Here is a 24,724-nt window from a genome sequence, read left to right on the forward strand (position 1 = left end):
CCATGACGACATCGCATGACACCCCCGCCAGCCCACCGTCCGCACCCGCATCGCTGAACTGCGGCGTGGTGGGCAATTGCGCCTTCAGCGCCCTGATCGACCAGGCCGGCCAGGTCGTCTGGTCTTGCCTGCCCCGTTTCGACGGCGATCCCGTTTTTAATACCTTGCTGGATGGCACGGAAAACGGCAGCGTGTGGGCCATTGACATTGAAAACTTTGCCCGCAGCGAGCAATTCTACGAGCCGAACACGGCCGTGTTGCGCACGCGCCTGTACGACACGCAGGGGCGCGGCGTGGAAATCACGGACTTCGCGCCCCGTTTCCTCAGCCGCGACCGCATGTTCCGCCCGCTGATGCTGATCCGCCGCGTGCGCCCGCTCGACCACGCCGTGCGCATCCGCGTGCGGCTGCGGCCCCGCTACGACTGGGGCCGGCTGGCGCCGCAGATCACGCAGGGCAGCCACCACATCCGCTATGTGGGGCCGGAGCAGACCTTGCGCCTGAACACGGATGTGTCGCTCAACTATGTGCTGAGCGAAACCTATTTCGTGCTGGGCGGCACGGCCAACTTCCTGCTGGGCCCCGATGAAACCCTGGCCGGCGGCATCGACGAGACGGCGCGCATCTTCGAAAAGGAAACGATCAATTACTGGCGCACCTACACGCGCCGGCTGGCCGTGCCGCTGGAATGGCAGGACGTGGTCATCCGCGCCGCCATCACATTAAAGCTGTCGTTATATGAGGACACGGGCGCCATCATCGCCGCCATGACCACCAGCATCCCGGAAGCGCCGGGCAGCAGCCGCAACTGGGATTATCGCTATTGCTGGCTGCGCGACGCCTTCTTCGTCGTGCGGGCATTGAACAGCCTGTCCGAAGTGGGCACGATGGAGGAATACCTACGCTGGCTGACGAATATCGTCGCCCGCTCGAAAGGCGGCCACATCCAGCCCCTGTACGGCATCGGCCTGGAAGAGCAGTTGCCCGAATCGATACTCGAGCACTTGCCCGGCTACCGGGGCAACGGCCCCGTGCGCGTGGGCAACCAGGCGCAGGAACACTTCCAGCATGACGTGTACGGCAATATCGTGCTCGGTGCGGCGCAGGCCTTCCTCGATCACCGCCTGTTCCACCGGGCGGGAAAAGCCGAGTTTGCCGCGCTGGAAGCCGTGGGCGACCAGGCCTTCCGCCTGCATGCGGAGCCGGACGCGGGCATGTGGGAGCTGCGCACGCGCGCCAGGGTTCACACCTCGTCCATGCTGATGAGCTGGGCCGCCTGCGACCGCCTGGCCAAGGTCGCGCACAAGCTGGGCTTGGACGACCGGGCCGACCACTGGAACAGCCGCGCCGTGCTGATACGCGAGAGATTACTGCGCGAAGCGTGGAGCGAGGAGCGCCAGGCCTTCGCGGAAAGCCTGGGCGGGCGCGACCTCGACGCCTCCGTCCTGCTGATGGCGGAAGTGAACTTCATCGACCCCATGGACCCGCGTTTCATCGCTACAGTCGACGCGCTGGAAGCATCGCTGTGCGACGGCCCCTACATGCGCCGCTACGAGGCCCCCGACGACTTCGGCAAACCCGAAACCGCCTTCAACATCTGCACCTTCTGGCGCATCGACGCCCTGGCGCGCATCGGCAGGAAGGACGAAGCCCGAAAAATCTTCGAAACCATGCTGCTGGCGCGCAACCACCTGGGCCTGCTGTCGGAAGACACGCACCCGGTGACGGGCGAGATGTGGGGGAATTTTCCGCAGACGTATTCGATGGTGGGGTTGATCAATTGCGCGGTGCGGTTGTCGGCGCCCTGGGATAGTGCGATTTGATTGTACGATTCCAGGTCAATTATTTTAACTGAGTTTGATTCAGTTTGTTCCTTGAAGCCCGCTGAAAGCGGGCTTTTTTCATAGAGTGTTTGACCGATATGTCTAATACCTTTATCACGTGAATTTTGTATTGCAAGGTGTCGTCTGAAATAAAATGTAACTTTGATTTCCTCAGTTATATGTGAAGGTGTCTGTAGAGATCAGTTACCTTCGAGTAGGCTTAGAGTAAGACGCGGCGACTATCCGGAGCAGTCATTGCGGTGCTGGGAGATACCATGGATAGCGTAAGCCCAAAAGTTAAATTATCAATATCTTCCTGCATAATGCACAGATCTTTCGCCAGCATGCTGCGTGTGATACCTTCTGCTCGAAGTGCGTCGAAAATTTTTCGTAAAACTTGAGAAGATTCAGGACGCATCGGTCTCGGCTCCAAGGTGCGATAGCCGTTTTTTGCCATTTGAATGCAGAGATTGCGATATGACCACTCAGTAAATAGGCCTAAATGATTCATTCGATATGCGAGAGCCGCTAACGAGACCCCCCATATATGTTTTATCTGCATCAGTTTGTCTAGTGTTAAAACTCCAGAACCTCTTGCGAATACATTTGCTCTCGGCATTAGGAACGCCGAGGCAAATGCATTCGCCTCACGTTCCATCTCCGGGTTATGATCCTCTCCGTGCAACATGCTATGTCGGTCGCGAACTAAGTGGCCTAGCTCATGAGCAGCATCAAATCGACTATGTTCGGCAGACTTGAACGTGTTGAGAAAGACAAAGGGATGCTCCTTATGCCACACGCTAAATGCATCTACCTCTTTAGCTTCAATCGCTAATGAATAGACCCGGATTCCTTTTGCTTCTAGTAGATGAATAAGGTTACCGATAGGAGTCTCCCCCAGGCCCCAAACACGACGTAAGGTTGCTGCTGCGTCTTCAGGGGATAGGTCACTTAGGTCAGGTAAGTTGGCCTGTGGAAGGCGAAATCGTTCTTCTATCCAATCGTTGAGTAAAAATGCCATTACACCAGCCCCTAGAGCGGTGTTTCTTAGCGCTGCAGACATTTTCGACATTGACCGGAAACTGACTGTGTCAGGTTCAATAACAGGCAGGTCGTCTCCTGAAAAGAACTCTACAGGAAAATGGAGAAGTGCACTAATCGCTGCAAGTTTCTCCGGTTCTGGTGTGTATTCGCTCAACTCATATCCTTGTATCGAGCGTACTTGCAGACCTAATTCCTTGGCAAGGCGAGCCTTCGTAAATCCGCGTCGTGTACGAGCGAACGTTAGCCTTGATGGGTTAAAAAACATTATACCTCTATATTATTTATGTTCCAGTGCGTCGTTCAATGGGCACATCAATCGGTCCAGTGGGGCGGTCATTTTGAATAAAAGCTTCACCATCAAGTAGAATGGAAGATAAAATAATTCTCTCTTTCCAATTTATAATTTTTTTTCTTTCAAATTCCGAAGGCAATGAGAGCTCAGCTCTAATTTCGGCTTTTCCATTTAATCCGGTACTGACGTGATAAAGTAAAACCCATAGTTGTGTAGCTTCTTTCGAATTAGCAAGCCTCGTGGATGCCAAATCCGCGTTAAAAAGAGTTAATTGTTTGTAGTTGTTGGCTACGGCTTGTTTAAGAACAGCGCCTTTTTCTGCTTGATTTGTGGGATATCCGCCGATGGAGCCAGTATCTGAATCACCTGTCATTACTACAATTGCAATTTTACGATTGGGGTCGACAATAAACGGACAATTACGCGTGTTCTCAGGTTTCCATCCGCGCTCAACTAGTAAAGAGCGAATAGCGTACACCGCAGCGTGCCAATGATATGAACCAGCGGCTGTGGTCGAGTGTAACTCTGTCGCTTCAATTCGCGCTCGATAGCCATGTTCGCTCACTTCTCGTAACAACGCCTCATTCAGGCTTGCGCTCAGTTCGGAGAGGCGACTAGAGACCAATGTGGGCTCCCAGACCACCTTGCACACAAATTGATTGGGCATCGGGGGAATACCAGGCAGTTCTTGTAACAAGGAAGCCTCCACAGGTAAATTTACTTCCGATAATCTTACCACGGATTGAGGTTGATAAACCGGAAGTTGGCGCTCGATTAGGCTATAAGTATTTTTCGTCTACACCTGGCGTGGTGGCGGCCAGAGCTTTCCTTCGTAGGCTCGAGAACGGATCGTAAGGGCTACTAGCAACGTTTATGGCTACGGATATTCTGAAGAGCATTCATAAGTAGAAATATATTCAGCACCCAAGAGCCGGCTGAGCAGAATCATTCGCTGCGCTCGCCACGCCCATACAACCTGCACTCCGCCGCCAGCGCCAGCAGATTCGGGTCGCGCTCGCGGCTGCTCTGCATCAGCAGGGTGATCTGCTGGTGCGAGCCGTAGCGCGCGTCCAGGGGCAGCAGTTCGATGCGCGAGCTGAAGGCGCGCACGCGGCCGGGCAGCAGGCTGTAGCCGATGCCGCCGCTGACCAAATTGATCAGCGAGAAGATGTCGCCCACGCGCATCGCCGTATCGGGCACGAAGCCCGCCAGCTCAAACGCGTGGTTGAAGCTTTGCGAGGTGACGAAACCTTCGCTGAGGGTGACGAATTTGTCATTGCGCAACTGCTGCAAGTCCACCGATGCCGTTCCCGCGTAGGGCGAGGCCAGCGGCGCGGCCAGGAAGATGTCGTCCTGGAACAGGGGCACGGCCACCAGCCCGGCATGCTGTTCGTCTTCCTGCACGCCGATGATGATGGCGTCCAGGCGGCCGTCGGCCAGGCTTTGCAGCAGGTCGCGGTTCGAGCCCAGCGTCAGGTCGATGTCGAGGCCCGGCCGGCGCAGCTTCAGGGCGATCACCAGCTGCGGGATGCAGTGCAGGGTCAGTGAATACAGCGAACCGATCTTCAGCCGCACGGGGTTGATGCCCGACATTTCGCGCACCTTGCGCACGCCTTCCTCGCATTCGGCCAGCGCGCGCCGCGCCGATTCGGCAAAGGTGTAGGCCGCGTGCAGCGGGATCAGGCTGCGGCCCTCGCGCTTGAACAGGGGGCAGCGCAAGCCGTCTTCCAGCGAGTGCAGGGCGCGGTGCACGCTGACCGTGCTTTGGCCCAGCGCATCGGCCACCCGCGCCAGGTTGTTCAATTCCATGAAGCTGAGAAACACTTCCAGCTTTTTCAGGGTAATTTCTTCGTTGATGGCCATGACTAGCCTCTTTCAAGGGAGTTCATTAACTTCAGGGTAATGAACATGCTAGCAGATTGATTGTCGCGCTGGCGCTTTCGTTCTATCGTCTGGACTCGATAGCTCATTCCGGAGGCATGATGTCAACCGCCACAGCAGCGCCAGCGCAGCGGCAAAAACAATGGGACACGCGGCGCACCGAGAAACGCCGCCGCCTCGACGCCGTGCGCCAGTACGCGAACGGCCCCGTGCTGCAAGCGGGCGACATGGTCGCCGTGCTCGAAGCGCTGCTTGCGCCGGGCGACCGCGTCGTTCTTGAGGGCAATAACCAGAAACAGGCCGATTTCCTCGCCCGCATGTTGACCCAGGTCAACCCCGACAAGATCCACCATCTGCACCTGATCATGCCCAGCGTCAGCCTGCCCGAACACCTGGACTTGTTCGAACGGGGCATCGCCCGCAAGCTGGACTTTTCGTTCGCCGGCACGCAAAGCCTGCGCATCGCCCAGTTCCTGCAGGATGGCTTGCTGGAAGTGGGCGCCATCCACACGTATATCGAGCTGTATGCGCGCCTGTTCGTCGACCTGACACCCAACGTCGTCATGGTGGCCGGCTACATGGCCGACCGCCAGGGCAATCTGTACACGGGCCCCAGCACCGAGGACACGCCCACGCTGGTCGAATCGGCCGCCTTCCGCGACGGCATCGTCATCGCCCAGGTGAACCAGATCGTCGACGACGTCAGCGACTTGCCCCGGGTCGACGTGCCCGGCTCGTGGATCGATTTCGTGGTGCAGTCCGACAAGCCCTTCTTCATCGAACCGCTGTTTACCCGCGACCCGCGCGTGATCAAGCCCGTGCACGTGCTGATGGCCATGATGGCGATCCGCGGCGTGTATGAAAAACACCAGGTGCAGTCGCTCAATCACGGCATCGGCTTCAATACGGCCGCCATCGAGCTGATTTTGCCCACCTATGGCGAACAATTGGGCTTGAAGGGCAAGATTTGCCGCAACTGGGTGCTCAACCCCCATCCGACCCTGATCCCCGCCATCGAGACGGGCTGGGTCGAAAGCGTGCACTGCTTCGGCGCGGAACTGGGCATGGAAGGCTATGCGGCCGCGCGGCCCGACGTGTTTTTCACGGGCCGCGACGGATCCATGCGCTCGAACCGCGCCCTGTGCCAGCTGGCGGGCCAGTACGCGGTCGACCTGTTCATCGGCGCCACCCTGCAGATGGATGGCCTGGGCAATTCCTCGACCGTGACGAATGGCCGCCTGGCCGGCTTTGGCGGCGCGCCCAATATGGGCCACGACCCGCACGGCCGGCGCCACCCGACGCCGGCCTGGCTGGACCTGATCGAGACGGACGACCCGCTGGCGCGCGGCAAGAAGCTGGTGGTACAGATGGTCGAGACGTTCCAGGATGGCGGCCAGCCGACCATCGTCGAATCGCTCGACGCCGTGGCCGTGGGCCAGGCCAGCGGCATGCCGCTGGCGCCCGTGATGATCTATGGCGACGACGTCACCCACGTGCTGACGGAAGAGGGTATCGCCTATCTGTACAAGGCCCGTTCGCTCGATGAGCGCAAGGCCATGCTGGCGGCCGTGGCCGGCGTCACGCCCATCGGCCTGCGCCACGACCCGAAGACGACGGCCAAATTGCGCGCCGACGGCCTGATCGCACTGCCCGAGGATATCGGCGTGCAGCGCGGCGCGGCGAACCGCTCGCTGCTGGCGGCGAAAAGCATCGCCGACCTGGTCGAATGGTCGGACGGCCTGTATCAACCCCCCGCCAAATTCAGGAGCTGGTAATGAGCGCAATGACGACGACGATGACAATGACGCCGGTGCGGGAACGTTCGGCAGCGCTGGGACGGCAGGTGCTGCAGGCGCTGCTCGATGAAGTGACCCTGACGCCGAAACCGGGCCTGGTCGATTTGCGCAGCCGTGGCGCGCATACGGACTTGAACTGGGCCCTGATGTGCCACTCGGCTTGCGTGCTGCAGCCCGTGTTTGCCGCCATGGCCGACGCTGGCGCGCAGAGTGAAGACGACGACCTGCTGCGCCAGCGCATCGGCGCCATCGGCCGCGATGGCGAGGCGCGGATGCTGGCGGCCACGGGCGGCGTGAACACGCACCGGGGCGCCATCTGGGCGCTGGGCCTCCTGGTGACGGCGGCGGCGCAGCAGGGCGCGCGCGGAGCGTCGCTGGCCTCGCTGGCGCCGCTGGCCGTGGCGGCGCGGGCCGGCGCGCTGGCCCGTTTGCACGACCGGGGCGCGCCTGGCGTCACCGGCAACAAGGGCGAGCTGGCGTGCCGCCAGTACCAGGTCGATGGCGCGCGGGGCCAGGCCCGGGCCGGTTTTCCCCTGGTGACGGGGGCGGGGCTGGCGCAGCTCCATGCGTCGCGGGCGCGCGGCGACAACGAGACGACGGCGCGCCTGAATGCCTTGCTGGCGATTATCAGCCAGCTGGACGACACCTGCGTGCTGTCGCGCGGCGGCGAGACGGCCTTGCTGGCACTGCAGGCGGGGGCGGCGCGGGTGCTGGCGGCCGGCGGCGCGGCCACGGCAGATGGCGCCAAGGCGCTGCTGGCGCTGGAAGCGTTCGCGCTGGCGCGCGGCGTGTCGCCGGGCGGCGCAGCGGACCTGCTGGCGGCGACCCTGTTCCTGGACAGACTACAAAAAGGAGAAGCGCATGGAAACGCGTAATTACGAATTTCCCGCCGGGCAGCCGGCATCGGGGCGCGCGCTGGCCGGCGTCGTCGGTTCGGGCGACCTGGAAGTGCTGCTGCAGCCCGGCGACGATGGCGTGACCCGCATCGTCGTCAACACCTCCGTCGACGGCAAGGGCGCCGTCTGGGATGCGCTCTTGCTGCGCGTGTTCGGCGGCGAGCCGCTGCCGGCGGCGACCATCGTCATCAACGACTGCGGCGCCACGCCGGGCGTGGTGCGCATGCGCATCGAGCAAGCCTACGAAGAATTGCAAGCGGGGAGGGCGGCATGAGTACATTACAACAACTGCTGGAGCGCGACAGCTTCATCGAACGGGGGGCGCGCAGCCGCGCCAAAGCCCTGCTGGATGCGGGCAGCATGCGCGAACTGCTCGACCCGTTCTGCGGCATCGCGTCGCCGTGGCTGCCGCAGCAGGGCGTGACGGCCCAGGCGGATGACGGCGTGGTGGTGGCCAAGGGCTTGTTCGACGGCCAGCCCGCCGTGGTGCTGGCCATCGAAGGCGCCTATCAGGGCGGCAGCATGGGCGAGGTGGGCGGCGCGAAGATCGCCGGGGCGCTGGAACTGGCGGCGCGCGACAACCGCCAGGGCGTGCCGACGCGGGCCGTGATCCTGTTCGAGACGGGCGGCGTGCGCCTTCAGGAAGCCAACCTGGGCCTCGCGGCCATCGCCGACATCCATGCGGCCATCGTCGACCTGCGCCGCTACCAGCCCGTGATCGGCATCACGGCCGGCACCGTCGGCTGCTACGGCGGCATGTCGATCGCGGCGGGCCTGTGCAGCTACCTTGTCGTCACGCGCGAAGCACGACTGGGTCTCAATGGCCCGGCCGTGATCGAGCAGGAGGCGGGCGTGGGCGAATTCGACTCGCGCAACAAGCCATTTATATGGAGCCTGACGGGCGGCGAGCAGCGTTTTAAGAGCGGCCTGGCCGACGCCTATGTGGACGACGATACGGCGCAGATGCGCGTCACCGTGGCCGAACTGTTCGCGCGCGGCGTGCCGGCCCGGCACCGCAGCGACCAGGCGGAAAGCTACCTGGCGCGCCTGGCCGATGTCGACGCGGCCGTGCAAGCCACGCCGGAAGCCGTGCGTTTGATCTACAGCAAAGGAGTCGCGGCATGAACGCCATCACCAATTCCAGCCGGGGCGCCGTCTGGCTGGCGGCACTCACGAATAACACTGCGCCGCTGGATGGTTATCCGCCTTCCGTGCGCGTGGTCGACGCGCCCCTGGCGGGCGAAGCGGCGCGCTATCTGGCCGTGCTGCCCGACCCGGACAACCGTTTTGTGCGCGCCCGCGCGGGCGAAATCGGCCTGGTCGAGGCGTGGCAGCTGGCGCGCGCCGTGCAGCAGGCCGTCCTCGAAGACCAGGCGCTGGCCGTGAAGCGCCCGTTTGTTGCCGTCATCGACGTGGCCAGCCAGGCCTACGGCCGGCGCGAAGAGGCGTACGGCATCCACCAGGCGCTGGCCGGCGCGGCGGGGGCGTATGCCGAGGCGCGCCTGGCTGGCCATCCCGTGATCGGCCTGATCGTCGGCAAGGCCATGTCGGGCGCCTTTCTCGCGCACGGCTACCAGGCCAACCGCCTGATCGCGCTCGACGATCCGCACGTGATGGTGCATGCGATGGGCAAGGCGTCGGCCGCGCGCATCACCCTGCGCACGGTGGCAGCGCTGGAAGCGCTGGCCGCGACGATTCCACCGATGGCCTACGACATCGGGAACTACGCGACCCTGGGGCTGCTGTGGCAAACCTTGCAGGTGGCGCAGCCCGACCATCCTTCGGCGCAGGACACGGCTGCCGTCGACGCCTGCCTGCAGGCGGCGTTGGCCGACATCCGCGCCGATCCGGAACGGGACCTTTCCAGCCGCCTGGGCGCGCCGCACCGCCAGGCGTCGGCAAAAGTCAGGGAGGTGCTACGGCAGCAGTGGTAAGTGAAATAACAGAGAAGACAGCAAGTCATTCCTATTCCAATAACGGAGACAATCATGATCATTTACGGAACCGCATTGCTGGCCCTGTGCCATTTGCTCGGCATCTTCCTGGGCGACCTGCTCGGGCAGCTGATGGGCGTCAAGACCAACGTGGGCGGGGTGGGCATCGCCATGCTGCTCTTGATCTGCGCCCGGCTCTACATGCAGCGCCGCGCATGGCTGCCGCAGATGACGGAACGGGGCGTCGAATACTGGGGCGCCATGTATATTCCCGTGGTGGTGGCGATGGCGGCGCAGCAGGACGTGGTCGCGGCGCTGCGCGGCGGCCCGGTGGCCGTGCTGGCCGCCATCGGTTCCGTGCTCGTCTGCGGCGCCGTCATCTCGCTGATGAATCGCATGGAAACCGCGCGCATGGAAAACCCGTCCGCCGCCGAAGCGGATTCGATGCTCGTCAAGGAGCACCGTCATGCTTGAACTCTTTGATAAAGCCGCCATCCACAATGGCCTGGTGACGGCGTTCGCCTTTGTCGGCCTGGTCATGCTGGTATCGATGACGCTGTCGAAATACCTGACCTTTGGCCGCGTGCACGGCTCGGCCATCGCCATCGTGATCGGCCTGGGGCTCGCTTACTGGGGCGGCGTGCATAGCGGCGGCCACAAGGGCCTGGCCGATCTGTCGCTGTTCGGCGGCATCGGCCTGATGGGCGGCGCCATGCTGCGCGACTTCGCCATCGTCGCCACCGCCTTCGAGGTGCAGGCGACCGAGGCGCGCAAGGCGGGCCTGATCGGCCTCGTGGCCCTGGTGCTGGGCGTGGTGCTGCCGTTTCTCGTCGGCGCCGGCGTCGCTTACGCGTTTGGCTATTCGGACGCCGTCAGCATGACCACCATCGGCGCCGGCGCCGTCACGTACATTGTCGGCCCCGTCACGGGCGCGGCCATCGGCGCCAGCTCGGACGTCATGGCGCTGAGCATCGCGGCGGGCCTCATCAAGGCCATCCTCGTGATGGTGGGCACGCCCGTCGCGGCGCGCTTCCTGCGCCTGAAGACGCCCCGTTCGGCGATGGTCTTCGGCGGCCTGGCCGGCACCGTCAGCGGCGTATCGGCGGGACTGGCCGCCACCGACCGCAAACTGGTGCCGTATGGCGCGCTGGTGGCCACGTTTCATACGGGACTGGGCTGCCTGCTGGGGCCTTCGCTGCTGTTCTTTGCCGTCAAGGCGGTGGTGGCCTGATGGAAGCCTGGCGCGCGCATGATTTATTGTGGGTATCCGGCTTGCCGGCCGGCGCTCCATTGCCCGCCTGGCTGGACGCCGCGTGGCTGGCCGCCGCGCCGCTGGTGGTGCGGCGCGCCAGCTGCGCACCCGGGCGCATTCCCGTCGGCGTGCGCGGCCGGCTGCGCAGCGAGCGGCAGGCGTGCGAAGTGGACGCTGCCGCCGTCGTGCGCCGCGTGACGCCGGAAATGGTGGCGAGGATGCCGATGCCAGATTTTTCCTGCGCCGCGCTGGAGGCATTGCGGCAGGTGGCACCGCTGCTCGATGCCACGGGTTGGGCCTGGGGGCCGGCGGGCGGCGTGGGCTTTGCGCTGGCCAGCGGTTTACCCGTGCTGCGCGCCGACAGCGACCTCGATCTCGTGCTGCGCCTTGCCGCGCCGCCGGATGCGGCACAAGCCGAGGCCTTGCGCACCATCGCGGCGACTGTCACGGCGTGCCGGCTGGACCTGCAGATCGACACGGGCCATGGCGGCTTTGCGTATGCCGAGTGGGCAGCGGAGCGGGGCCGGGTCTTGCTGAAGACGGATCGCGGTCCCGTGCTGACGGCCACGCCATGGGAGCTTGCATGAGCGTGCTATTCACCTTTCCGGGCCAGGGCGCCCAGACGCCGGGCATGCTGCATGCGCTGCCCGGCGACGCGGCGGTGGCGGCGGCTTTGGCCGAAGCGGCTGAAGTGCTGGGCCACGATCCCTTGGCGCTGGACACGGCTTGCGCGCTGGCGTCGACACGGGCCGTGCAACTGTGCCTGCTGATCGCCGGCGTGGCCATGGCGCGCTCCCTGGCGGCGCGCGGCGCGCTGCCCGACATGGTGGCCGGCTTTTCCATCGGCGAATATGCGGCCGCCGTCGTCGCCGGCGCGCTCGATTACGCGGACGCCGTGCGCCTGGTGGCGCGGCGCGGGCAGCTGATGGAGCAGGCGTATCCCACCGGTTACGGCATGGCGGCCATCATCGGGCTTGATCTGGCGCAACTCGAACCCTTGCTGGCCCAGGTGCATGGCGCGGCCACGCCCGTGTATGTCGCCAACCTGAATGCGCCGCGCCAGATCGCCATTGCCGGCAGCGAGCCCGCCTTGCAAGCCGTGATGGCGCTGGCCCTGGCGCATGGCGCCGGCAAGGCCAAGCGCCTGGCCGTCAGCGTGCCGTCGCATTGTCCGCTGCTGGAAGGCGCCGCCGCCGACATGGCCGCCGCCTTCGAGGGCGTGTTTGTCCGCCGCCCATCGCTCGTCTACCTGAGCAGCAGCGCGGCGCGCGCGCTGTTCGACCCGGCCCGCATCCGCGACAGCCTGGCCGCCAACATGGCGCAACGCGTGCAGTGGAGCAGTACCGTGCGCCTGGCGTGGGAGCGGGGCGCCCGGCTGGCGCTGGAAATGCCGCCCGGCAGCGTGCTGACGCGGCTGACGGCGCCTGACTTCACGGATGGCGTGGCCGTCTGCTGCGACGGCAACCGGGGCGACAGCCTGCTGGCGCTGGTACAGCGGGAGCGCAACGGCGCCGCGCCTTAGAGTTTGGCGCTCAATCCGATCTGGAAGCCACGGCCCGGCAAGGGCGCGATGTATTTCAGTGGAGAGTTGTGCGGCCTGGCATCGTCATCGAGCAGGTTGCTGCCGCTGATGAACACTTCGAGGCCTGCAAACGGCGAATCCGGCACCTGCAGGGCGCGGCTCACCTGGAAGTTCACCATGGTGTAGCCATCGAGCGGCACTTCCTCGCTGACGCTCTTGCCCAGGTACTTCTGCTTGTCGTACCAGGTGCTCGACACCCTGGCTTTCCAGCCCTGGTTCTCCCACAGCACATTTGCGCCGTAGCGGTTGGTGGGCATGTTGGGCAGGTAGGCGCCGTCGTTGTGCGCGCGCAGCTTGTCGGGATGGTCCGCCTTGTTCTTGACCAGGTCGGCAAATGCGGACAGATTCAGCTTGCCATAGTGGCCAAGCTGAACGACCTGGGAGGCGTCGATCTCGAATCCCTTGACCGTCGTATCGGTCTGCTTCCAGTATTTTAATGGCAGGCGATTGGCCATCTGGGCGCCCGAATGGCCAAGGTAGAGATAGTTCTCGTACTTCATGACGTAGCCCGTCGCGGACAGCTGGAAGCCGCGATTGCCGAACAGGGCGGTGAGTTCCGTATTCCTCGCGCGCTCGGCCTTCAGGTCCTGGTTGCCTTCCTCCTGGGTCATGATCGAATAGTGGTGGTTGCTCGCATACAACTCATTGACGTCGGGCGCTCTTTCCGAGGAGGCATAGCGCAGCTTTGCACCGAACAGCTGGCCAAGCCTGGTTGAAGCGCCCAGGCTATAGCTGTTCAGGCTGAACGACTTGTCCTCGAGTGTGGCGTTGCTGGCATTCCTCGACGTCTTGAATCCGCTCTTGCGGATGTCGTGCTCCACGTTTTCATGGCGAAAGCCGGCATCGAAGGTGGCCCAGTCGAATTCCAGGTTTTGCTTGACGAACAGGGCGCGGCTGACCGTACTGGCATCGGGCAGGTACAGCTGCGGACCGCTGCCGGCGATATCCCTGGCTTTGTGGCTGAGGCCAAGCAAGCCGCTCAGGGGGCCGGCGCGCCGCTGCGCCAGCAGGAGCTCGGCTTGATTCGTGTCAAACCGGTAGTCATTCGCCTTGGCCGCGCCGAGGCGTTCTCCCGACGCATTGTTCAAGCGGGACACGCGCAGTTGTGCGCTGTCAATGTAAGCGACGGGGTCGCGCAGATGGGCTTCCAGCGCATATTTATCCTGCTGTATCACCACGCCGACGGGCAGCCCCTCGTCATAGTTCGCGCCGAAAGATTTGTTTTCCATGGAAAAGCCCGGCACGCCATACTCGCTATTCTTGGTGTCGAGGCTGACGGCCACGTAGCCGCGATCGAAAAAGTAGGTGCTGCCGACGGCAAAGTGGGAATTGCTGGCCTGGCTGTTGCCCAGGGTGCCGTGGTAATCGGGGGTGACGTCCTTGTTGATCTTGTTCCGGGTCGTCGATGGCGTACCGGGCACGTAGGCGGGGTTGGCCGGATTGACGTAGGTCTTGCGCTGCCATACGGACGTGGGGTTATTTGTGTAGAAGGAGAAATCGCCGTCCGCCCAGTCCGGATTTTTCGTCATGAACTGGTCGATAAACGGCTGCGACGCCTTGTTGTAGACTTGCTGGATCCTCGCTTCCTTCTGGCAACTGTCGGCCAGGAAGGTGTTGACGCCGCCTGTCGCCGGAAACAACTGGCTGTTGCACGCGCCGGCCTTGCTGTTGCCCGGAATGTCGTAATGGCCGATTGTCTGGAAGGACATCTGCAGATTCGTCGAGAAGTGTTTGCCATCGTTGAAATTCAGGCGCAAGCCTTGCGCATCGGCATCGTTGAAACCCTTGCGCAGGACCAGTTCCAGGTCCTTCGGCTGGTCTTCCATCTTCCTGGAAATGAGGCCGGAATCAACGTCGACGCTGCCGCCGATGGCATTGCCGCCGAAGCGCACGCTATCGGACGACTTGTTCACGCTGACGCTGCGCGCAAACAGCGGATCGAACGGGATATTGATGTCGCCGCTGAGCGCATTCATGCCGAGGATGGACTGGCCATCTTCGAGGATCTGCACGCGGCTGCCGCTCAGGCTGCGTATCACCGGTGCGCCCGCATTCGGCCCGAAGGCGCTGCTTTGCACACCCGAGACATGCTCGAGCATGCCGCCCAGCGTCCTGTTCTGGGTTTGCGTATTTTCAACGACAACGACGCTGTCGATGCTTGACGGCCTGTCTGCGCGGACTTTGATGGTCTGCAGGGTGATGTCGTCTGCCGCGTAAGCGAGCGGGGTAGTGGACAGCATGGCGGCTGCGAATACGTGATGGCGCATGGGACTCTCTAAAAAAGGCGGAATGGGGGTGTTGGCGCTGGATGACCGCTTAAATGCAATCGAGTTGCAATCATAGCTTGCGGGTCATGCTATTGCAAGTAAACTGCATTTGATGGCGTTGGCCGGGCCGGCGCCCGGAAAGCGCGCAGCGCAGACAGCCGGCAGATGCCAGCGACTGTGGTTTAAAGTGCGGAGGGTGCGATGACGTTGCGCGTTGCACGTGATGATGCCGGCGGCAAGGTGTGCGGCGCAGACTGAGTCGATCCGCCTGCGCCGTTATGGCATCGCGGCTTCAGAGGAAATTCAATGGCTGCGCGCCTGCAGTCGGCGCGCACGGCGTTTGCGCTCCCAGATGACGATGCCCGTCACCGACAGCATGGCGACCATGAGGCCCATGAACGACATCAGTATGCGTCCCGGCAAGCCGAGGATGCGGCCCGAGTGCAGGGGAAATTGCAGCTGCACGAAGACGTCGGCGGCCGTGCCTTCCCATGGCCGGTGCTGGCCGATGATATTGCCGTCCATGCCGTCGACGTACAGGTTCGACAGGCCCATGCCGGCTGCGCCGAATTCGTCGGCCGGGTCGAAGAACGAGACGTTGTAGAACGAATAATTGCCGCCATAATAAATCCCGCCGATGGGCGCCGTGATGCCGCGCTGCACGGCTTGCTTTTTCGCAATATCTACCGCCTGTTCAAAACCGATCACGGGCGTGATATATGTGCCGTACGGTGCCGGCGTCTGCGTTTCGTACGGTCCCGGCGTGGTGGTCGAGACCAGCGACATGAGGGGATAGAACACTTCGCGGTACAGGTTCAGCGAGAACGAGGTGAAGGCGACGACGAGGATGATGGCCCACACCCACAGGCCGCCCGCGCGGTGCAGGTCGAAATTGAGCTTGTAGCCACCGGCCGCCCAGCGCACCACCCATGACGGTTTCCAGCGTCGCCACCAGCTGGCGGCGTCGCGGTGGCGCGGCGCCTCATCCTGCGCGCGCGGGCGCAAACGGCGCGGCGTGGTCAGGTAAAACGCCACCATGCTGTCGAGCAGCCAGACCAGGGCCACGGTTCCCATCAGCCAGTAGCCCCAGCGGTCCGTGCCCCAGAAGGCGGGCACGTGCAGGCTGTAGTGCAGGTGGCGCAAGAATGGCATCAGGCTGCGGCGCGACAGGGAAATGGCCGTCGAATCGCGCGCGCCCGTGATCTGCGCCGTGACGGGGTCGATGTAGACGGTGTCGTAGCCGAGCGCGAACGGTTTACCCGTGGCCGGGTCGGTCAGGGGGCGCACCATGAAGGCGGCGGCATGGCCCGCTTCCAGGCCCAGGGTCATGTAATTGACTGCCGCGCGCGGGTCGGCGGCGGCGACCTTTTGCGCCAGCGCAAACGGCGACAGCACGGGACCGCGGCCCGGCGTGTCCATGATGTCGGCGTTGAGCCATTCATCGAGTTCATGGTCCCACGAGGTGACGGCGCCCGTGAGTCCCGCGACGATGAGGAAGAGGGCGATGGAGAGACCGGCCCAGCGGTGTATGACGGTCCAGAAAGCGCGCATGCGTAAGACAACCCTGTAAAACTCGTTGAAAAATCCGCATGACCACAAATGCGAAGCATTCTCATTATCGAGCGTGAGGGATGTTTATGCAAGCGCTGGTCCAGGCGGCAACTGCGCGCACGTGGTAGCCGAAGCTGCCCGCCGCCTTGCGGCAGGACCATGGCCAGGATATTGCCCAGCAGCACGCCGCTGGCGCGGTCGAAATGGATGAAGCGGTCCAGGCCGCGCGTCAGCAGCAGGCTGGCGCCGTCGTTCAGGCACACGTCGCCGTAGCTGCGGCCGTTGCCGTGCGCCAACATGCTGCCGTCCACGGCGGGCAGCGGCGCATCGCGCGCATGCAGGGGCAGCTGCCGCGCATGGGCCGCCTGCGGCAAGCCGTTCCACGATCGCGCGGCCCCGTTCATGACGGCTGCGCCTGGATGGTGCGGCTCGAGGACAGGGCGGCCACCCCCAGGGCCACGGCAAACCACAGGGTCGTCAGGCGGATCAGGATGGTGGCGGCCACGGCTTGCGCCGGCGCCATGCCCTGCCACAGCAGCAGGCTGACCATGGCCGCCTCCGTGCCGCCCAGGCCGCCCGGCAGGAAGCTCAGGGCGCCGGCCAGCACGGCGGCCGCGAATACCAGGAAGGCGAACGGCAGGCTGGCGTCGCCGCCCAGCCACCGCAGCAGGCAGTAGAAGGCCAGCGCTTCGGCGGCCCAGGCCGCCAGCGCCAGGGCGAAGGCGGAGGCCAGCAGCCGTGGCGCGTGGCAAGCCTGGGCCTGGTGCAGCAGCTGCGCCAGGTGGCCGGCCAGCGCCCGCAAGCGCGCGCCGGGCCGTGCCACGCTCCAGGCCGCCAGCCAGCGCCCCGGCGCGGCGCGCGTCAGCAGCCACACGCCAAGCAGCGCGGCGGCGCTGGCGCCAGCCACCAGCGGCAGCAGCGGCGGATACTGGCTCAGGCCGATCAATGCCAGGCAGATGACGGCCAGCAAGTCCGACAGGCGTTCGCTGAGCAGCGCCGCCAGGCTGTGCGCATGCGGCACGCCCAGGCGCGCCAGCAGCACGCCGCGCAGCGCTTCGCCCGCCTTGCCGGGCGTGACCGTCAGGGCGAAGCCGGCCACGTAGATGCGCGCGCTGGCACGCCACGGCACGCAATGGCCCATGCCGCGCAGGTAGCGCTGCCAGCGGCAGAAGCGCAGGCTGTAGTTGAGCAGCGACAGGCCCAGCATCAGGGCCGCCCCGGCCGGCCCCACGCGCACGGTAGCGGCGGCCAGCGCGGGCAGGCCGCCCCACAGCGAAAAAACCAGGTAGCCGGCGGCGGCCATGGCAATGGAGAGCAGGAAGGCGCGGTGGCGCCATCCCGACAGCAGTGCGCCGCTCATGGCAGCACACCGATGGTGACGGCCAGCCAGCATGCCACGGTCAGCAACATGTGCCTGTCGGTCAGCAGGTCGTGCGCGGTATCGTTGCCCTGCGCGCGCAGGTGCAATAAAAACAGGTAGCGAAAGATGCCGTACACCACGAACGGTACCGTGTAGATCAGGTTGGCCGTGCCGTGGATGGCGATGGTGTCGCGGCTGACCGTGTACAGGCTGTAGCTCAGTACGGTGCAAGCGGCACTGACGGCGATGAACTGGCCCAGCATCGCCCCGCTGTAGTCGTCGAGCACGGGGCGCGCGCAGGCGCCGCCCGGCTCCGGCACGGGTGTTCCCGCCGCCGCCAGTTGCAGCAGTTCCGCCTGCCGCTTGGCGAAGCCGAGGAACAGCGTCACCATCAGGCCGCACAGCAGCAGCCATTGCGAGGGCGCGATGCCGATGCCCAGCGTGCCGGCCAGGATGCGCAGCATGAAACCGGCCGAGATGACGAAGACGTCGAGTATCACCACATGCTTCAGGTATAGCGAATAGGCCACGTTCAGCGCCAGGTAGGCCAGCAGCAGGGCGGGCACGGCCAGGCCCACGGCCCCGCCCAGGGCCAGCGCGGCGCCGGCCAGCAGCACGCCGGCGCACCAGGCCACGGGCACGCGCACCTGGCCGCTGGCAATGGGACGCCGGCATTTTTGCGGATGCCGGCGGTCCGCCTCGGCGTCGAGCAGGTCGTTGAGCACGTAGACGGCGCTGGCCATGGCGCAAAACGCCAGGAAGGCCAGCGCCGCATGCGTGGCCGTGGCGGCGTCGCGCTGCGTGGCAAAGAGCAGGCCCAGCAGGACAAAGCCGTTCTTGAGGTACTGGTGCGGCCGCAGCAGGCGGATCAGCGCGCGCATGGGGCGCTCCCGGCGGCGGAGGAAAAGAGTGCGTGCATGTTCAGACTCCGGTTGCGTGCAAAAGCCGGGGCGGGCGCGCCACAGACAGGCCCGCCCCGGAGGAGGTGGCCGGCGTTACAGCTGGAACAGATAGCTGAACTTGACGAATACCTTGCGGCCCGTGTGCATGTCGAGGTCGCGCGTGCGCTGCAGCAGCTGCGGATTGCCGATCAACTGCAGGTTTTCCTGCCGGTCCGTGTAGCCCGCATAGGCGGTGGTGCCGGGACTGAGCACGTAGCTGAACAGCAGGTCGCCCGTCAGCCGCTTGCCGCCCTCGATGCCCGTCAGCGCCCGGTTGGTCTTCAGGAAGCTGTAGTCGAGGATCAGGTGGGCGGCCAGGAAGCGGCTGTGCTGGTAGCGCAGCTTGGTGCGCGACAGCAGGTCGCGGTAGACCATGCTGCCGGCCGGCAAGCCCGCCACGCCCGCCTGCGTGCGCAGGTCGTTCCAGTACAGGGTCTGTTCGACCCTGAACTGGGCCACGGGCGTGAACTTCAGGTTGGCCGAGATGCTGCGCGCGTCGCCGAGGAAGGGCGCGATACCGGCCGCCGGCTGGTAGTTGATGACCTCGTTCTGGCCCGCCGTGACCCAGCCCGTCAGCCAGCTCAGCCATTCAGTGCTGGCGGCCAGCGAAAAGCCGGACTTGCGGAAGTCCAGGCCCGCATATTTTTCAAAGGCATCCAGCTTGTGTGCCTCGAACGTGGTGGCGCGCAAGCCGTTGACGCTGAAAAACGCGTCGCTGGACCAGTCCTGCAGCACGTTGTCGTGGTCCCTGGTGCCCACGGCCTTGATGCTGGGGCCGGCGCTGACGAGCCAGGGCGCGTCCGGGAAGTTCCACAGGTAGGACGCCGTCTGCGTCGTCTGGCGGATGTCCGTGCGGGGGATGAAGGCCAGCGCGGGATCGAAGTCGCGCGTGATGTCCAGGTACTGGCCCGCATAGTTGAAATTGCGGTCCGAGCGGCTGGCCTCGACGAAGGCCAGCCGCCCGCTGTGGCCGGGCTGGCCCTCCAGGCTGGACTTGCTGTGCGCCAGCTGGCTCGTCAGCACCCAGTTTTCATCGATCTTGTAGCGCAGGTCGACGCCGGCCACGCGGTTGCTCTGCTGGCCGAACTTGCGGTCCGTCAACAGTACGCCCACATTGGAATCGCCCGCGAAATCGTTCTGCACGCGGGCCACGGCGATGCGCGCCGCCTTGCCATGGTCGCGGCTGTCGCGCGGCAGCGCCTCGCCCGGCGCCAGGTCGTCCATCAGCAAGCCGCCCACGGACCAGTGGCCTTCGCGGCCCGTCAGGCGCGCGCCATAGCGGGGCTCGGCGATGCGGCGCGAAAAGAACAGCGGCTGCGGCGTGGTGAAAAAGCCGGAGTTTTCCAGGAAGAACGGGCGTTTTTCCGGGAACAGCACTTCGTAGCGCTTGTCGATCAGCACTTGCGGCTCGTCCGACTCGACTTCGCTGAAATCGGGCTTGTAGGTGAGGTCGAGGGCGAACTTGTCGGCCAGCACCAGTTTCGCATCGAGCCCGGCCTGGTTCTTGTCGTCGCGCTCCCAGTAGGTGCGGGCCGGATCGCGGCCGTTCAGGGCGCGGCTGCGGCCGATGTAGCCGTACGGTATCAACTGGATGTTGCGTCCGGACGTGATCGGCTCGGCGATCTGCACGGGCGCCAGCTGCGGCACGAAGGCGGCCTGGCGCTTGGTGATGTAGGGCCAGTAGGAAAATTCGTTCAGGCGCGGCACGATGCGGCCCACGGCGATGCCCCAGTTCTGCACGTCGGCGCGGTTGAAGCGCAGGCTCTTGAAGGGGATGGCCATGGTCACGACGTAGCCGGTGGGCGTGATCCTGCCGTCCGACTGCCATTGCGTGTCGAAATTGAAGTCGTCGCCCAGGCCTTCCGTGTGCTTGGCATCCATCTGCACGCCATACGGGTTGGCGTAGAAGCGGAACGAGCGCTGCTTGTCGTTGAACGAGTCGATTTCCAGCTGCACCGCATCGTCGCCGGGCAAGTCTTCGCGGCGGGCGATGCGCGCGCGCACCAGGGCCGGATCGTCCGTGCAGACGAAGACGGCGTACAGGTGCTCGTCGTCATACGACAGATAGGCTTTCGTTTCCAGCAGCGACGCTTCGCCGTCGCCGGGCGCGTACTGGCGCAAGCCCTTGATTTCCACGCCGGCGTCGGCCGGCAGCTGGCCGATATAGTCGGCCAGCACGGGGGCGCGGGCGGCGCGCGGGATCTGCAGGCGCTCGTCGGCCAGGGCCGGGGCGGAAAAGGCCAGCATCAGGCACAGGGCGGTGCGGCGCAACGGGGTCAGGATGGCTTGTTTCATGGTGTGCTTTCGTATCGAGTGGGATTCAGGCGGCCGCGGGCGACGCGGACGGATGGGCGTGGGCGCTGCGGGCGGCGGGGCGCCGCAGCACGGGCCACAGCCAGAAGGCCAGCGCCAGCAGCTGGCTGGCGGTGGACACGGCCAGCAGCAGGGGCAGGTGCTGCGGTTGCACCAGGCCGATCGGCATGACGACGGCAAAGGCCAGCCACAGCACGCCGAACAGGGCGATGCGCAGGGCGCCGCGGGTCTGATTGTTGACCTGGGCGGCGGCCAGCAGGCACCACAGCCACAGGGCGGGGAACAGCGCGTAGTCGTCGGGCACGAAGGGGCTGCGCACGGCGGCCAGGCCCAGCAAACCGAGCCAGACGGCGGCCAGTTCCAGCCGCGAGTACGCGCTGGCGCGGCGCGATGCCAGCCAGGCCAGCGCCACCACCACCACGCTCCACAGCAGGGCCACGGCGGCCAGGTGGCGGTATTCCAGGCCGTCGACGCCGAACAGCTTGAGCTTGAGCACCAGCGCCGGCACCGAGTAATTGATGGCGACGACCGCTTCCAGCCCCTCGAGCTGCATCCAGCTCCACACTTCGCCGCTGGCGATGCGCGGCATTTCATAGCCGATGAAGTCGCGGAAGGGCTGGGCGCCCAGCATGGCCCAGGCCAGCGCCGCGTACAGCAGCGAGAAGGCGATGCTCCACGCCAGCGCGCGCCAGCGCTTGCAGAACAGCAGGTAGGCGCACAGCACGCCGGGGAAGATCTTGAACAGGGCCAGCGCCATCACGGCGCCGCCGGCCTCGTCGCGTCCCCGCTGGAACAGCAGCATGGCCAGCAGGGCCAGGGCGATGGCGGCCAGCTGGAAGTTTCCCGTCTGCATGGTGATCAGCGTGGGCAGGGCCAGCCAGGCGGCCGGCAGCAGCAGGGCGGCGCGGCGTCCCGTGGCGCCGCCCAGCCAGGCGCAGACGGCCAGCATGACGGCCATCACCAGCGCCGCGTCGACGGCGAACCAGACGGCGCGCATGGCCACGAAGCCCGCGCCCAGCGAGGCCGCCAGCCGCGGCAGGATCAAAAACGGCGGCGGATACAGGTATTCGTCGAGCTTGAAGCGGCCTTCGTTGCCCGCGTAGTGGACGCTGTCATAGATGTTGGACGCGCCCGCGCTGGCCAGCTCGGCCGCTTTCCAGTACGAGGAAAAGCAGCTGTGATTGACATAGAAGGGGTCGTACCAGATGGCCGACAGCTGCGGCTGCTGCGGGTCGGCCATGAACAGGGCGACGCCGGCGAAGCGCTCCACGGCCAGCGCGGCCAGCGCCAGCCACAGCAGGCTGAGCACCGGATGCGCGCGCAGCAGGCCGTCCAGCTGGCGTGGCAGATGGCGGGCCAGCACCGGGCTCAGTCCCAGTGCGATGGCCAGCGGCAGCAGCGCCAGCGGCGACGGCGATGCCTGCAGGGCAGTGGCGGCGACGGCCGCGCAGATGCCGAAGAAGGCGCACAGCAGCAGCGCCACGGCCAGGCGCTCCCACGCGCGGCCTTGTGAATGTACAGGATGCATCAGTTACCTCCAATCAGGGTCAGGGACAGGACGACGGCGGCGATGCCCAGCACGGCCAGGGCCAGCGCGCCCGAGGCGTGCAAGACTCTTTCCTGGCGGCGCGCCCGTTGCAGCGCATCGCCGTAGGGCATGGTGGTGTGGGCGATCATGGTGTACAGCGGCAGCCAGCCGCGCGGCCAGGCGCGGTTCAGCAGCAGGTCGAGCTTCTTGCGGGCGACGAACCACGGCGACTGCACCTTTTGCCGCAGTTCCGTGAAGTTGCTTTTCGATAACTGCGCCAGCGCATCCGTGTGTTGCCGCCGCGCCAGCTCGTAGCTGGCAAATGCGCTGGCCGTGTCGCCGTGCGCGGCGGCGAGCGCATTCATTAACGTGCAGCAATCCTCGAACGCGCAATTCATGCCCTGGCCGTAGAACGGGTACACGGCATGGCAGGCGTCGCCCACCAGCACGGCCCAGTCGCCGAAGCGCCACGGCGCCGTGCGCGTGGTGATCAGGGTGCCTGTGGGGTGGCGCGACCACTGTTCCAGCAGGCCGGGCAGCAATGGCAGCAGGTCGGGGAAGTACTTGGCGAACAGCGCCGTCACGTCGGCCTCGCCGCGCACGCTGGCGAAGCTGTCCTCGCCCTCGAAGGGCAGGAACAGGGTCAGGGTGTGCGAGCCGTCCTGGTTCGGATGCGAGACGAACAGGCAGTGGCTGCGCGGCCACACGTGCAGGGCCGTCAGCTCGATGGCCGAGCTGCCGTCCGCGCGCGGCGCCAGGGTCAGCTCCTTGTAACCCCATTCCAGGTATTCCTGCTGGTAGTCGGCGCGCATGCCGTGCTGCAGTTCGCGCCGCATGCTGGAAAACGCGCCGTCGGCGCCCACCACCCAGGCCGGGTGGGCCGTGATGCGGCGGCCGCCCGGCGCTTCCAGCTCCAGCTCGCGCTGCGCCTTGTCGGCGCGCAGCAAACGGTGCTCGAAATGCAGCTTTACCTGCGGATGCTGTTCGGCCTGGTCCAGCAGCAGGTGGTTGAGCAGGTTGCGGTCGATCGAATGCAGCACTTCGCTGTCATCCTTGCCATACGCCTGGTAGCGCGTGCTGCCGTCCGGCGCGTGGATGACCCTGCCGCGCATGACGACGGCATGGGCCAGCACCTGCTCCAGCAGGCCCACCATCTGCAGCGCCTGCATGCCGCGCTTGGACAGGCCCAGGTTGATCGAGCGGCCCGCCGCGCCATCCTGGCGGCGCGGGTCGGCCCGGCGCTCATACACGTCGACGCCGTGGCCCTGCCGCGCCAGCGCCAGTGCCAGCAGGGAGCCGGCCAGGCCGCCGCCGACGATGGCGATGCGCTTGCTTGCCGGGGCCGTCATGCCGCGTCTCCCGCGCCCAGCTCGCCAAGGCGGCCGGCATCGTCCAGGCGCGCCTGCCACTGCTCGATCTCGGCGGCCACCACGCCGTCGAGCGCCTGCTCGAAGCGCGACCAGCCCAGGCTGCCCGCCAGGCGGAACAGGTAGGCGCGCAGGTAGGCGGCCCGCACGGGCGCCGCATACGCCGAGCGCAGCAGGAAGGGCAAGTCCGAATCGACCATGTGGCGCATGGCCAGCATGGGAATGGGACTGCGCAGGGGGCGGAAGTCCGCATTGCGCAAGCCCGGGCTTTCATTGCTCGCGTGGAACTCGCCGAGCATCAAGCCCTTTTCCACGAAGTCTTTCTTCAGCAATTGCTGCACTTCGTCGACCACGCCCGCGCCCGCGGCGCCCAGGTTGGGGAAGATCACGAGAAAAGCCTTGTTGATGGCGTCCGGGCCGCTGGTGGGCTCGGTGGCCAGGAACAGGTCGCGGTAATACAGGATCACGCGCGAGATGCTGTCGAGCGTGGGTTCGCGCTCGGCGATCTCGGCCATCCAGATGCTGTCCTGTTCCAGCGCCAGGGGAACGAAGGGGCAGACGGCGCCCTTGCGGCCCAGTTCGGGGTGGCTGCGGGCGAGAAAGCCGCGCATCCAGTCGAGCACGCTGGCCAGCGCCGTATGGCTGGGATAGTCGCGCTCGACCTGGGAAACGCGCATCAGTCCGTATCCGGGACCGTGCGCCGCGGCAGCCTGGTTGTCATGGTGGGCGACCGGGCACTTTTTGGGCGCCGGTGCCGTGTGCAGCATGTCTGTGTCAGTCATCTTGCTTGCTCCAGAGTATCGTTGTGCTACTGCATTGCGTTTTTGAAGAAAAAGCGTCCCCACAACGCTGCGTGGCAGCGCTTTTTTCATTCACCTTGGGTACTGCCGAGAAAAA

The 24,724-nt window shown here is 65.1% G+C and carries 21 protein-coding genes; 10 read left to right on the forward strand and 11 right to left on the reverse strand.

Annotated elements, in window-relative coordinates:
• Window positions 1-2 precede the first annotated feature (2 nt).
• Window positions 3-1,823 (forward strand): glycoside hydrolase family 15 protein, encoded by a 1,821-nt coding sequence (locus tag AC3RCJ_RS14400; protein ID WP_492964338.1) that lies wholly within the window; start codon window positions 3-5, stop codon window positions 1,821-1,823.
• 220 nt (window positions 1,824-2,043) lie between these two features.
• Here the strand turns inward: AC3RCJ_RS14400 and AC3RCJ_RS14405 are convergent, their stop codons facing one another.
• The 3 genes from AC3RCJ_RS14405 to AC3RCJ_RS14415 form a co-directional block, all read right to left on the reverse strand.
• Entirely contained in the window at window positions 2,044-3,132 is a 1,089-nt protein-coding gene (locus tag AC3RCJ_RS14405) for an ImmA/IrrE family metallo-endopeptidase (RefSeq protein ID WP_492964337.1), read from the reverse strand.
• Between the two features lie 16 nt (window positions 3,133-3,148).
• The gene (locus AC3RCJ_RS14410; protein WP_492964336.1) at window positions 3,149-3,856 is read right to left on the reverse strand and encodes a hypothetical protein; all 708 of its coding nucleotides are present in this window, start codon (window positions 3,854-3,856) and stop codon (window positions 3,149-3,151) included.
• A gap of 248 nt (window positions 3,857-4,104) precedes the next feature.
• Window positions 4,105-5,022, reverse strand: coding sequence for a LysR family transcriptional regulator (locus AC3RCJ_RS14415; protein WP_492964335.1), 918 nt, complete (start codon window positions 5,020-5,022; stop codon window positions 4,105-4,107).
• Between the two features lie 116 nt (window positions 5,023-5,138).
• Between AC3RCJ_RS14415 and mdcA the strand changes: the two genes are divergently transcribed.
• Genes mdcA through mdcH form a run of 9 tightly spaced genes read left to right on the forward strand, consistent with a single transcriptional unit; the run spans window position 5,139 to window position 12,440 of the window.
• Complete coding sequence (gene mdcA / locus AC3RCJ_RS14420) at window positions 5,139-6,815, forward strand: malonate decarboxylase subunit alpha (protein ID WP_492964448.1); 1,677 nt, start codon at window positions 5,139-5,141, stop codon at window positions 6,813-6,815.
• On the forward strand, window positions 6,815-7,711 hold the full coding sequence (locus AC3RCJ_RS14425) for a triphosphoribosyl-dephospho-CoA synthase (protein ID WP_492964450.1): 897 nt from the start codon (window positions 6,815-6,817) through the stop codon (window positions 7,709-7,711). The genes mdcA and AC3RCJ_RS14425 overlap by 1 nt, the downstream gene beginning before the upstream one ends.
• The gene (locus AC3RCJ_RS14430; RefSeq protein WP_492964452.1) at window positions 7,698-8,006 is read left to right on the forward strand and encodes a malonate decarboxylase subunit delta; all 309 of its coding nucleotides are present in this window, start codon (window positions 7,698-7,700) and stop codon (window positions 8,004-8,006) included. The genes AC3RCJ_RS14425 and AC3RCJ_RS14430 overlap by 14 nt, the downstream gene beginning before the upstream one ends.
• Window positions 8,003-8,857: a biotin-independent malonate decarboxylase subunit beta gene (locus tag AC3RCJ_RS14435; RefSeq protein WP_492964454.1), complete on the forward strand. Its 855-nt coding sequence runs from the start codon at window positions 8,003-8,005 to the stop codon at window positions 8,855-8,857. Before AC3RCJ_RS14430 ends, AC3RCJ_RS14435 begins: the two co-directional genes overlap by 4 nt.
• Window positions 8,854-9,666, forward strand: a complete 813-nt coding sequence (gene mdcE / locus AC3RCJ_RS14440; RefSeq protein ID WP_492964456.1) for a biotin-independent malonate decarboxylase subunit gamma — start codon at window positions 8,854-8,856, stop codon at window positions 9,664-9,666. The genes AC3RCJ_RS14435 and mdcE overlap by 4 nt, the downstream gene beginning before the upstream one ends.
• Window positions 9,667-9,720: 54 nt before the next feature.
• Window positions 9,721-10,140, forward strand: coding sequence for a malonate transporter subunit MadL (madL, locus tag AC3RCJ_RS14445; RefSeq protein ID WP_492964458.1), 420 nt, complete (start codon window positions 9,721-9,723; stop codon window positions 10,138-10,140).
• Window positions 10,133-10,897 (forward strand): malonate transporter subunit MadM, encoded by a 765-nt coding sequence (gene madM, locus AC3RCJ_RS14450; protein ID WP_492964460.1) that lies wholly within the window; start codon window positions 10,133-10,135, stop codon window positions 10,895-10,897. Before madL ends, madM begins: the two co-directional genes overlap by 8 nt.
• Window positions 10,897-11,505 (forward strand): malonate decarboxylase holo-ACP synthase, encoded by a 609-nt coding sequence (locus AC3RCJ_RS14455; protein WP_492964462.1) that lies wholly within the window; start codon window positions 10,897-10,899, stop codon window positions 11,503-11,505. The genes madM and AC3RCJ_RS14455 overlap by 1 nt, the downstream gene beginning before the upstream one ends.
• Window positions 11,502-12,440: a malonate decarboxylase subunit epsilon gene (mdcH, locus tag AC3RCJ_RS14460; RefSeq protein WP_492964463.1), complete on the forward strand. Its 939-nt coding sequence runs from the start codon at window positions 11,502-11,504 to the stop codon at window positions 12,438-12,440. Before AC3RCJ_RS14455 ends, mdcH begins: the two co-directional genes overlap by 4 nt.
• Here the strand turns inward: mdcH and AC3RCJ_RS14465 are convergent.
• From AC3RCJ_RS14465 to AC3RCJ_RS14500, 8 genes are all read right to left on the reverse strand, one after another.
• A complete protein-coding gene (locus AC3RCJ_RS14465) occupies window positions 12,437-14,767 on the reverse strand; it encodes a TonB-dependent receptor (RefSeq protein WP_492964465.1) in 2,331 nt (776 codons plus the stop codon). The genes mdcH and AC3RCJ_RS14465 overlap by 4 nt on opposite strands.
• Window positions 14,768-15,070: 303 nt before the next feature.
• Entirely contained in the window at window positions 15,071-16,318 is a 1,248-nt protein-coding gene (locus AC3RCJ_RS14470) for a PepSY-associated TM helix domain-containing protein (RefSeq protein ID WP_492964466.1), read from the reverse strand.
• A gap of 400 nt (window positions 16,319-16,718) precedes the next feature.
• The gene (locus AC3RCJ_RS14475) at window positions 16,719-17,678 is read right to left on the reverse strand and encodes a lysylphosphatidylglycerol synthase transmembrane domain-containing protein (protein ID WP_492964468.1); all 960 of its coding nucleotides are present in this window, start codon (window positions 17,676-17,678) and stop codon (window positions 16,719-16,721) included.
• Window positions 17,675-18,559 carry a decaprenyl-phosphate phosphoribosyltransferase gene (locus AC3RCJ_RS14480; protein ID WP_492964470.1) on the reverse strand — a complete coding sequence of 295 codons (885 nt, stop codon included), beginning with the start codon at window positions 18,557-18,559 and terminating at the stop codon, window positions 17,675-17,677. The genes AC3RCJ_RS14475 and AC3RCJ_RS14480 overlap by 4 nt, the downstream gene beginning before the upstream one ends.
• Before the next feature lie 114 nt (window positions 18,560-18,673).
• Entirely contained in the window at window positions 18,674-20,914 is a 2,241-nt protein-coding gene (locus tag AC3RCJ_RS14485; protein ID WP_492964472.1) for a carbohydrate binding family 9 domain-containing protein, read from the reverse strand.
• A 25-nt stretch (window positions 20,915-20,939) separates the two neighbouring features.
• Window positions 20,940-22,460 carry a glycosyltransferase family 87 protein gene (locus tag AC3RCJ_RS14490; RefSeq protein WP_492964474.1) on the reverse strand — a complete coding sequence of 507 codons (1,521 nt, stop codon included), beginning with the start codon at window positions 22,458-22,460 and terminating at the stop codon, window positions 20,940-20,942.
• Window positions 22,460-23,809 carry an FAD-dependent oxidoreductase gene (locus AC3RCJ_RS14495; protein ID WP_492964476.1) on the reverse strand — a complete coding sequence of 450 codons (1,350 nt, stop codon included), beginning with the start codon at window positions 23,807-23,809 and terminating at the stop codon, window positions 22,460-22,462. The genes AC3RCJ_RS14490 and AC3RCJ_RS14495 overlap by 1 nt, the downstream gene beginning before the upstream one ends.
• Window positions 23,806-24,609 (reverse strand): DUF6875 domain-containing protein, encoded by an 804-nt coding sequence (locus tag AC3RCJ_RS14500; RefSeq protein WP_492964478.1) that lies wholly within the window; start codon window positions 24,607-24,609, stop codon window positions 23,806-23,808. The genes AC3RCJ_RS14495 and AC3RCJ_RS14500 overlap by 4 nt, the downstream gene beginning before the upstream one ends.
• Window positions 24,610-24,724: the final 115 nt, after the last annotated feature.

The sequence above is a fragment of the Janthinobacterium sp. GW822-FHT07H11 genome, from assembly GCF_058798615.1.